A 10,626-nucleotide genomic window follows, 5' to 3' on the forward strand; every position below is an offset into this window, starting at 1 on the left:
CGCGATGGACACCCTTGCCGTCCGGCTAGCAGTTCCCCCTGTCGGGCCTGCAAAGGACTTGCACCTTCAAGTGAGTGCGCCCTGCCGGGCACACCAAAAGTCACAGCCTCCGATTTCATATCGGAGGCTTTTCATTTGCGCATTTCACAATTGACGCCTCTCCACATTTTGTGGTATCCTTTCAAAAACCTGTTCACGCTTGTGAGTGGAAGAAAAATATGCACTACAGTCGGTTTACTGGTATTTTAGCTGTTTGCCTTATACTGATCCCGCCGGTTTCCGCTTCAGCGGTCGTTGTCGACGGCATAGCCGTGGTCGTCAATAAGGACGCAATTCTTGTAAGCGAGATCAACGAAGTCCTGATGCCCTTGATGCAGGAATATCGCGAAAAATATAGCGGAAAGGAGCTACAGAAGCGCCTGACGGAACTGCGCGAGACCGTTGTCAATCAAGCCGTCGAAACCAAGCTCATCTTGCAGGTGGCAAAGGAGAAGGCGGTAACCGTGAATGAGCGGGATATCGATACCCGGATCGATGCCGTCAAAAGTCGATTCCCGTCGGAGGAGGAGTTTCTCAAGGCGCTTGCGACAAAAGGCCTTACGTATCGCGAGTATCGCGACCAGGTGGCCGAGCAGGTTATGGTGCAGCAGACCGTTCAAAGTTTCACAAGCTCCGGCATCGATGTCAGTGATAACGAGATTAAGGATTATTACCGGGATCACCCGAGCGAATTCGTGACGGAATCAAAGGTGAACCTCGCCCAGATTTTTCTTGCCTCACCCCGCGAAGCAACGCCGGGGACTGTCGAAGCTATTCGGCAACGAGCGATTCAGCTGCACGTTCTGATTGAAGACGGAATGGATTTCATGGAGCTCGCTTCTCATTACTCCGAAGGACCAAACGTTGAGAACGGCGGCCTTATCGGCATTGTCGGAAGAAAGGAAATCCTCCCCGAATTGGAAAAGATAGCTTTCGAGCTCGAATCGGGGGAGGTAAGCCCGGTCATCGAAACGAGCTATGGATTTCACATTCTGAAAGCGATTGAGGCGATGCCGGCCAGAGAAGTTTCCTTCGAGGAAGCCAAGCCGTTTATCGAGGAGCGCCTTCGCGAGACGAAGCGGACCGAAAAGTACAAGCAGTGGATTAAGGAATTGCGCAGCAAGGCCTACATCGACGTGAAATTGTGAAAGGCGAGGCACACTGATGACCACGATCATTGATGTGAAAGCGCGCGAGATTCTCGATTCAAGAGGAAATCCCACCATCGAAGCGGAAGTTACCCTTGCCAGCGGAGCGATCGGCAGGGCCGCCGTCCCCTCCGGCGCCTCAACGGGCGAACATGAGGCGATTGAGCTGCGAGACGGCGACAAGAAACGCTACGGCGGCAAGGGCGTAATGAAAGCAGTCCAAAATGTCAATGAGGTGATCGGGCCGCACGTCGTCGGGCTTGATGCCACCGAACAACTGCTGGTCGATCAGACGATGATAGAACTCGACGGCACACCGAACAAGAAGAAACTGGGGGCTAATGCCATCCTTTCCGTTTCCCTTGCAACCGCAAAAGCGGCCGCCGCGGCTCTCGGGCTTCCGCTCTATCGATATGTCGGGGGGGTGAGCGCGCGATTGCTGCCGGTCCCCCTGATGAACATCCTTAACGGCGGCAAACATGCCGACAATAACCTCGATATCCAGGAGTTCATGATCGTCCCCGTCGGCGCCAAAAGCTTCCGGGAGGCATTGCGACAGGGAGTGGAGGTCTTCCATTCCCTCAAGGCGATCCTCTCGAAGAAGGGCCTGATCACTTCCGTCGGAGACGAGGGCGGCTTTGCGCCGCGGCTCGATTCCAATGCCGAGGCGCTCGACGTTATCATGGCAGCCATCAAATCGGCAGGATACAAGCCCGGAAAGGACGTCCTGCTTGCGCTTGATCCCGCTGCCAGCGAGTTCTTCGATAAGGCGTCCGGCAAATACATTCTGAAAGCCGAAAAGAAACCGGAGAAATCCACCGGCATGTTGATCGATTACTACGGCGACCTTGCGAAAAAATACCCCATTGTCTCCATCGAGGACGGGCTCGCCGAGGATGACTGGGATGGCTGGCAAGCTCTCACGAAAAAGCTCGGCCAGAAACTGCAAATCGTCGGCGATGACCTTTTTGTAACCAATACGGAACGCCTGCGCGAGGGAATACAGAAAAAGGTGGCGAATTCTATCCTCATAAAGCTGAACCAGATCGGGTCCCTCAGTGAAACCCTGCAGGCGATCGAGCTGGCAAAAAGCGCCGGCTACACTTCGGTTATCTCGCACCGCAGCGGCGAAACCGAAGACTCCACGATCGCCGACGTCGCCGTGGCCACCAATGCAGGCCAGATCAAGACAGGGTCGGCCTCGCGGTCCGACCGGATAGCCAAATACAATCAGCTCCTGCGTATTGAAGAGGAACTTGTTGATGTCGCCCAGTTCGGCGGCAAAAATGTTTTCCCGATCGAAACATGAAAAGTCTTCTCAAAAAGAGCTGGCGCATCATCGTTTTTGCAGCCATTCTGGCTGGATGTGTCTACGTGCTTCGCCCCGGCTATCAACGATATGTCGAACAAAAGAAAGAGGTCGAGCGGCTCGAAGCTGAAATCAAGCAGCTTGAGGCCGAACACGACCGCCTCGAACAGCAAAAACAGGCCCTCAGCGATGAGGATCCTGAGCAAATCGAACGGCTCGCCCGTGAAAAGCTTCATCTGACGAAGCCGGGCGAAACGCTTTTTCGATTCAAGAAGAAACCCGAAACCACAGAGATTCAGGAATAGAAATCGCGCCGGCTGATATCGCGCCCACAGCAGATTCCCCGGTTCAAATAATATCAAAATATCAGGGAAAATCATTCCCCGATTGACAATGTGCATTTTCCCCAGTATACTTGGTAATAGTTTATTGGTTAATGAGCAATAGGTTATAAGGCCGCTGCCCAGGGTTATGCGCCAGGCCGGTGCCGGCGAAAAGCGGCTCCCAATCCGTGGCAAGAGTACGCGGAACGGTCCGCCAGATGATCGGATAGAAGGAGGACAAGATGAAGGTTGCAAGTTCAAAATTCCTTTTAAGGACGATCTTTATGTTCTGTTTGTTCTTCCTTGTTGGACAGGGAAATTCCCGCGTCTGTGCCGCCCCGACAGTCTATCCGACCGGAACCACAATAAATGATCCCGCAAAAACATATGTCGGCTATACTCTGTTCCAGGTAAAAAACCCGCCCCGCATTGTCCTTATCGATATGGCGGGCCAGGTCGTGCATTCGTGGGAAAGTCAGGCGTTCAGCTTGCATTATGCTGAAGCGTTGCCGAATGGAAACATACTGGCGAATGCCGAGACGGCGGAATTGAATGGGTTGGTGGAACTGGATTGGGACGGCAATATCGTTTGGAGTTTTGTGTACGACAAAGATCTGGTCAAGGTGCATCACGATTTCGAGAGGCTGACCAACGGAAACACTCTCATACTTTGTAAGCAGACAAGGACGGTTCCCACTATTTCGCCGCTTCCGATCCGCGACGATTACATTATTGAGGTTGATCCTTCCGGCGCCATAGTTTGGGAATGGCATACGTGCGATCATTACGCCGAATTTGGGTTCAACGCCGAAGCTCGTGAATTAATCGCAGAGACGGGCGGAGACTGGGCGCACACCAACTCTATCAGCACTTTGCCGCCAAATTCTCTGGGCGACAGCCGCTTGGCGCCCGGCAATATCCTGGTCAGCCAGCGACATACCAATATCATTTACGTAATCGCCAAGGCGACCGGACAGATCACATGGAAGTGCGGTCCCGATGACAATCTCACAATCGGCCAGCACGATGCCGAGATGATTCCCGAACCGTTGGCTGGAGCGGGAAACATCCTGGTTTTTGATAACGGGGGACTCGGCGGCTATCCGTATAAGTTCAGAATGTACTCGCGCGTACTCGAGATCGACCCGCTTCAGAAAATCGTCGATTGGTCCTATAATGCGGCCGTCTCAGGTCTTCATCTGTTTTCGTTCTTCAGCCCATTCATCAGTTCAGCGCAACGATTGCCCAACGGAAACACAATGATCGATGAGGGGGAATCGGGGCGGATATTCGAGGTCACTCCCGAAGGCGAGATCGTGTGGGAATATGTGAACCCGATTTTCTTTCAGCACTTCGGACAGATACAGATTAATTCCCTTTACAGGGCCTACAGAACCTCTCCGGATTGGCCGCTGCTCCCATAGAAGCATGACTCCGGCGGGTTGAGCTATCTGCTGGGAGACGCCTCTTGCGGCGGACTGAAAATGTAAACGGCGTTCTTGCCTGTCCTCTTCGCCTCATAAAGCGCGCTGTCGGCGCAGGAAAGCACTTTCTCCATCGAGAGGGCATGCTCCGGGTAGCCGGCTATCCCGATGCTGACGGTGACAGAATATTCCTTTTCGCCTGCGCAAAACCTGAGCCCTTCAATTTTGCGGCGCAACCGCTCGGCAGGATTCCGCGCTCCGAGCGGGCCCGTTTCGGGCAGGAGGATTGCAAATTCTTCTCCGCCGTACCGGGCAACCAAATCCTCTCGGCGCACAACATCAAGAATGGCTCGTGCGATACCTTCCAGTACCCGGTCACCCTCCGGATGTCCAAAGCTATCATTCACCTTCTTGAAATCGTCGATGTCCACCAGCATCATCGAAAACGGACGTTGATACCGCTCGCTTCGGTGGAAGAGTTCGGTGTACTGCTGCAGGAAATACTCGCGCGAATAGAGTCTGGTCAAAGCATCTGTAGTGGCCATTCGAAAGATCTTTTCCTCATATTCGATTTCAACCAAGTCACGAATCGCATATTTCAAAATGGTGGACCCGACGCGGATGCGATCGCCGTCGGTCAAGACGGCTTCTTTGATCTTCCGGTCGTTCAAAAACGTGCCGTTGGTGCTCCCCAAATCCATGAGCCGGAAATAAGGGGCCGCCGTCCGGCCCGGGTCTCCCACAATTTTAGAATGCCTGCGGGAGATCCTGGCATCGCTCAACTGGATCGCGCAGTCGTCATCGCGCCCGATGACGGCTTCATTCCGCGTAAGAAAGTACTGGCGCCCAAAATCGCGGCCTACCAGGACTATCAGGCTCGGCCGCCTCTCGCCCGGAGGCTGTGCCGGCTTCACAATTTCGATAAGTGTTCGTCTCTCACCCATAGCAGAAAAGCGCCGTCTCACCTCCGGCTTAAAAGAAGTTCGTCTCTTCCCATGAAGCGGGCGTTTCGGTTTCTGGCAAGGTGGAGCATATTTCGGGCCAAAGCGGAAGCGTTCCCTGAAACGGCTTTTCTCTTATTGTCATTCTGACCTCGCTGACCTTGCCTGCCAAGCGCTTCGCATGGCCACGCGTTTCGCGTGGTTCGCGGGGGAAGAATCTCTCTTCAGCCCGTTCAAAAAGCGACTTAAGAAGCTGTCATTCTGAGGAGCGAAGCGACGAAGAATCTCGCCTTTTTGAAGCAGGGCCAACAAGTCGCACTGATGCCTTTGTTTCGGAATGGAAGCACAATATAATATACTACCGCTTGTGCAGCGCCCAAATTCATGATTAAGTTTTCAATCGTCGAGTGAATTCGGTTCCTTGAGATGGAAACCAGGATCAGAAGCAGGCTCTTGAAAGACGGCGAGCGCGGCCGCGGGCCGATCATCTACTGGATGAGCCGCGACCAGCGAGCCGAAGACAACTGGGCGCTCCTGTTCGCGCAGGAACAGGCTTTGGAATTGAAGGCGCCGCTGTGCGTGGTCTTTTATCTCGCGCCGCAATTCCTGGGTGCAACCGTCAGGCAGTATACGTTCATGCTCGCCGGCCTGCACGAGGTCGAGCAGGCGCTGGCAAAGAAGAACATCCCCTTTTTGCTGTTGACCGGCTCGGTCGAGGCGATTCTCCAATTCAGCCGGAAGGTCAGAGCCAGCGCGCTCGTCACCGACTTCGATCCCTTGCGGGTGAAGCGGCAGTGGAAGGAAAAGGTGGCGAAGAGGCTGGCGATCCCTTTCTTCGAAGTGGATGCCCACAATATCGTACCCTGCTGGATCGCCTCGCCAAAACAGGAGTACAGCGCCGCAACATTTCGGCCGAAACTCAAGCTTGTGCTGCCCGATTTTCTGCATGAGTTCCCAAGGCTCAGAAAGCACCCGTATTCCTGGCTCGGAAAGCACGCGAAAATCGGCTGGAGTAAAGCGGCCGCCTCCCTGCAGCTCGATCAAACCGTCGGCGAGGTGCGCTGGCTCACATCCGGCGCAAGAGCGGCGAGGAGCTGCCTGAAATTCTTTCTCAGTGAGAAGCTCGCGCTCTATCCGGTGCGGCGAAATGATCCCACCGCTGACGGCCAATCGAATCTCTCGCCGTACCTGCATTTCGGGCAGATATCGGCCCAGCGCGTGGCGCTCGAGGTGCGGGACTCCGTTGCGCCCGAATCCGCAAAGCAGGCTTTTCTCGAAGAGCTGATCGTGAGGCGCGAGCTATCGGATAATTTCTGCTTCTACAACCCGCAGTATGACTCGGCCGAAGCATTTCCCAAGTGGGCGAAGAAAACGCTTGCGGAGCATCAAAACGATGAGAGACAATACGTCTATTCGCTGGAACAGCTTGAACAGGCCCGCACGCATGACGAGTTGTGGAACGCGTCGCAGCTCGAGATGATGAAGACGGGCAAGATGCACGGCTACATGAGAATGTACTGGGCCAAAAAAATCCTGGAATGGACCCGCTCGCCCGAGGAAGCGATGCAGATCGCCATCTATCTCAACGATCGGTACGAGCTCGATGGCCGCGACCCGAACGGATACACCGGCATTGCGTGGTCGATCGGCGGCGTCCACGACCGCGCCTGGCCCAGTCGCCCCATATTCGGGAAAATCCGGTATATGAGTTATGGCGGCGCAAAATCGAAATTAGATGTCAAGGCGTATATCCAGAAGGTTGGCGCTTTGAATAGATGAAGAAGAATTTCTAACAGGAGATAACGGGGACAACGGAGAAATTGGCGCTGGTGGAGACGTCAACAGGTCTCGCGCAACAACTCGCTGCGCGAGTGTCGCTCGCGCGAGGTGTAGGTGAAGCCATGATTCACCGTGGGACCACTCTCCTGCTTGATGTTGCCGAAGGCATCGTCGTACGTCTTGACTGCGTTCGGATAACTGGCTTGTCAAGAAAGAAACATGACTCCACCTTTAACTTCATGGCTCGATGCTAGAGCAATCTGGTTTGCTCAAATCTTTTTTTCTCCTGCCATACTAGCAGCTTGGACTGCAACCGCGCCTGCGGAAAAAAGCGGCATGACCCCCTCCCTTTGCTCTTTCTTTGATTGCCCAAATCTTAGTTTTTCTCTCTGCTCCCTAGTTCGACCTGAAAGCCTTTTTCCCTTCCCATTTGACGCGCTGCCTCAAGAACTTCTTCCTCTTTCAGGAATTTAGAAAATATCTCCATCGATTCGTCATAAAGGGAGAACAGACAGACAAAGTAGTGATTTTCTAAAGCGTCGAGCAGCCCCGACACTTTCTTTGGAAGTGGTCCATGGCCATCGATCTGAGCGTAGAATTCAGTAAAAGAAATAGCTTCAAGAATTTGCTTCAAGATTGTCGCATCTCGGGTGCCAACATCGGTCAAAAACCAATCACCCTCTTTCTCATATTCAATGTTGGCCTTTCGCAAGGCCCTTTTGATCGCTCCTTCTTCGTTTTGCCGTGGAAACAGAAGCCTAATGTGTCTATGATCAGCCAATTCAGTCACCAGTGAAGTGAAAACCTCAGCCAAAATCTTGTTGTTCAGCATTCGGCGAGACTCTGGTTCAGTGAGAACTAGTCTTATCATTTGCCCCTCACCGCTCTTGGCTAAGCCGAGACATCTGCGCAGCCAGAGGGGAATCTTATCTACGCAAATCTGTTTTTGAGCGTCCTGCATTTCGCAGTAAAGTTTCATAGAGTTGCCCTTTGATGCGTTAATACAGTTGTTTGAGCTTGGCCCCTTCTAAGCATGGCTCTTCTTGCCGGAGGTGTATTGCATCACTTCGGCCATATTCTCGAAGACAAATGTCGATGTCTGCACAAGCGGAGTGGTGACCGATCCCCTCCACCTGATCTCACCCCCGTGAACCGCAATGGTGGATTCGCCGCTTTTGGAAAGATGGTCCTGCCTCAACTCATGCCTCCTGTCCTGCCCGCTGCGTCCTCCGCAAGTGGAGGAAAAGCTTGCAGCCGCTCATCCTTACTTACTTGATTGAATAGGTAATAGGCTGCCACTTTGCACAGAAAACGTCAACAGCGCTAGTGTCATGTCAAGCAGAATTTGAAGAGCACAGGAGTTCCGGGGATCACGCCAAAGGCGTGATTCCGTGTCCCCGGAATTCCCGACAGAAAGAAGTTGTCACAACACTAGGCGCAGAGATCACAGGCCAGTCGTTTAAGCCAGACCAACCAGAAGTGAAACAGCGATAACGGAAGGTTCACTCCTCCAGTGCCTATTCCAAAGTGAAGAGTTGAAGACGTATCCTTCATTCGGCAAGAATGATATATGAAAGACCGGATAGGTGATAACTGCACATTTGGATGGTCGAGAAAACTCAATGTTTGAATACGACAGACATTCATCAAAGAGGCGGCAGTCTAAGAATCACTCTCCCGATGTCTCCTGAAGGATTCGGAGCAGCTCATCACAATATTTCTCTGGCTCTTCATACGGAATATCGTGACCGGAGTTTTCAAACCATATGAGTTGTTTCCCGCGCGGAGCATCCAAGGATTGATAATAACGCTCGGCAAGCTCGAAAGGGGTATTGTAATCGTATCGGCCCACGAAAAAATAGACGGGGATATCCATCCTGGGCGCTTCCTGAAACAAATTGGTATGCTGCCGTTCTTCCCACATATGGTTTTCGGAAAACTCCTGCCCACGGAAGAAGCGCAGGCCATCGACTAGGGAATAGTCCGGTGAAGCCATCCCTATCTTCAATAGACTGTTGAATGACGCGTTGCTGTTGTGCCAGACCCCTCCGAATCGCTCAAGCCATTTGAACTTTACTGCCACCTCCCGGTAATTATCATGCGGCGGCGCGCTGATTCCTTCGAGCTCTTCGACAGCCGTCCTATCGCCGGATTCCTTGGCCATCGCCAGCGCGAATCGATAAGAAATCTCTTCCTGTTCGTCTTTCTTGACAACTTGGCCTACCCCGACATATGCGTGAAAAAGCTCAGGATATCGTGATGCGGCAAGAACGCCGATTTCACTTCCCCACGAGCTCCCCACGAGGTATATCTTGGCAACATTGAACCGTTGTCTCAACATCTCCGATAGTTCACGAACATCAGAAACAAATTGGTCTCTCTTCATGCTCTCCACAGGAACTTGGCGGCCATAGGTCTTTCCGGCGCCGCGTTGATCCCAATGCGCGACGGTAAAATGGCGCACCAGTTCACGGTCAAAATGCCGGGCCAAACAGATATCGCCGGAGCCTGGCCCGCCATGCAGGTTAAGCAAAACGGGATTCGCCTTGTCCCAACCGCGAACAAGTATCCATTGATCGATGCCGCCAAGCCTGATCTTCTCAAGAGATTCAATGCCGTTGGGTGAGGTAATTCTCGTTTCCCTCCGGACTCTGCTCTGGAGGTGTCGACGGTAAAGGAGAAAAGAAATTACTGTGACTACCGAAAGGAGCGCCACAGGTAAGATCACATATCTCGTTAATATAACGATGACAAGTTTGCCGAAGCGCGTAAACATGAAGGCCTTTCTCAGACAATATCAGTGGAGACAGTATACCAAGAAACCGTTGCTTTTTCATGAGATGAGATGAGAGAGTGAAATCTCCTCCTGCAAGAGTTGGTATTCTTTACTCTGAGAAGAGAAAGGTGTCGTGGCCTGTAAAGTCCCGGCCTATCCGTACAAGGCCGCACCCCCTGCTATCGCTTTTCTCCACCAAACGACATCAGCCACATAAATATCGTAGACATTAGTTCCAAAAGTCACTATCTCCATCGGTACCTGATAGTAAGGGGTCGGTATCGGAAGTATATCCGCAAGCTGGATCGCTGTTCTTAGAGCAGCCCATCCGCTGGGGTTTTCGCCGCACAGCCCTAGCGGGTCATTCCAAGCCACCGGATCATTCCCCACATACGCATACAGATTTATTCCCCCGAGGTAGCCGATTGGATCGGGGGTGATGAATCTTCCCAGGTCGGGCGAGTACCAGCGGGCGCGGTAGTAATACAGGCCGGAGCGGGCATGTCGCTCGCGCGAGGTGTAGGTGAAGCCACGCGCGGCGCGTGGTCTCCTGCTTGATGTTGCCGAAGGCATCGTATCGGTAACTCTTCACCATGACTCCGCCGAACGTCGCCAGTTCGGTGACGCTCCCCTGATGATTCTTCAGATACAGGTAATCGGCGCCATCATACCGCGCGATCAGCGGATCGTCAATTCCTAAGCCGTGCGTGAAACCGGCAATCAGTGAATCGCTGGCGTCGAGCTCCGCGATAAGATCGAGCCCGTCGTACGCGTAATGCGTCTCGTCAGTTATCTGGCCGAGGCCGTCCTTCTCGATGGTCTTCAGCCTGCGCCCCAATGCGTCGTACACGAATTCGGTGGTTCCGCTGTTACTCGGGTAGGTGATC

General features: G+C 53.1%; 9 protein-coding genes. 5 read left to right on the forward strand and 4 right to left on the reverse strand.

Annotation, left to right across the window (positions count from 1 at the left end; translation table 11 throughout):
• Window positions 1-218: 218 nt before the first annotated feature.
• The 4 genes from C4520_10290 to C4520_10305 all read left to right on the forward strand — a co-directional run bounded on the left by C4520_10290 (window position 219) and on the right by C4520_10305 (window position 4,243).
• A complete protein-coding gene (locus C4520_10290; GenBank protein ID RJP21239.1) occupies window positions 219-1,187 on the forward strand; it encodes a hypothetical protein in 969 nt (322 codons plus the stop codon).
• Between the two features lie 16 nt (window positions 1,188-1,203).
• Window positions 1,204-2,496 (forward strand): phosphopyruvate hydratase, encoded by a 1,293-nt coding sequence (gene eno / locus C4520_10295; protein RJP21240.1) that lies wholly within the window; start codon window positions 1,204-1,206, stop codon window positions 2,494-2,496.
• The gene (locus tag C4520_10300; GenBank protein RJP21241.1) at window positions 2,493-2,801 is read left to right on the forward strand and encodes a septum formation initiator family protein; all 309 of its coding nucleotides are present in this window, start codon (window positions 2,493-2,495) and stop codon (window positions 2,799-2,801) included. Before eno ends, C4520_10300 begins: the two co-directional genes overlap by 4 nt.
• 260 nt (window positions 2,802-3,061) lie before the next feature.
• Entirely contained in the window at window positions 3,062-4,243 is a 1,182-nt protein-coding gene (locus C4520_10305) for a thioredoxin (protein RJP21242.1), read from the forward strand.
• Window positions 4,244-4,266: 23 nt separating this feature from the next.
• Here C4520_10305 and C4520_10310 read toward each other — a convergent pair whose 3' ends face one another.
• A complete protein-coding gene (locus C4520_10310; protein RJP21243.1) occupies window positions 4,267-5,187 on the reverse strand; it encodes a GGDEF domain-containing protein in 921 nt (306 codons plus the stop codon).
• Window positions 5,188-5,610: 423 nt separating this feature from the next.
• Here C4520_10310 and C4520_10315 point away from each other — a divergent pair, with 423 nt between their 5' ends.
• Complete coding sequence (locus tag C4520_10315) at window positions 5,611-6,963, forward strand: deoxyribodipyrimidine photo-lyase (GenBank protein ID RJP21244.1); 1,353 nt, start codon at window positions 5,611-5,613, stop codon at window positions 6,961-6,963.
• A 376-nt stretch (window positions 6,964-7,339) separates the two neighbouring features.
• On the opposite strand, the gene C4520_10320 is transcribed toward C4520_10315, so the two are convergent.
• The 3 genes from C4520_10320 to C4520_10330 form a co-directional block, all read right to left on the reverse strand.
• Window positions 7,340-7,942 (reverse strand): hypothetical protein, encoded by a 603-nt coding sequence (locus C4520_10320; protein RJP21245.1) that lies wholly within the window; start codon window positions 7,940-7,942, stop codon window positions 7,340-7,342.
• 690 nt (window positions 7,943-8,632) lie between these two features.
• A complete protein-coding gene (locus C4520_10325) occupies window positions 8,633-9,739 on the reverse strand; it encodes an alpha/beta hydrolase (GenBank protein ID RJP21246.1) in 1,107 nt (368 codons plus the stop codon).
• Between the two features lie 153 nt (window positions 9,740-9,892).
• The gene (locus C4520_10330; protein RJP21247.1) at window positions 9,893-10,312 is read right to left on the reverse strand and encodes an RHS repeat-associated core domain-containing protein; all 420 of its coding nucleotides are present in this window, start codon (window positions 10,310-10,312) and stop codon (window positions 9,893-9,895) included.
• Window positions 10,313-10,626: the final 314 nt, after the last annotated feature.

The sequence above is a fragment of the Candidatus Abyssobacteria bacterium SURF_5 genome, from assembly GCA_003598085.1.
Lineage (GTDB): Bacteria > Abyssobacteria > SURF-5 > SURF-5 > SURF-5 > SURF-5.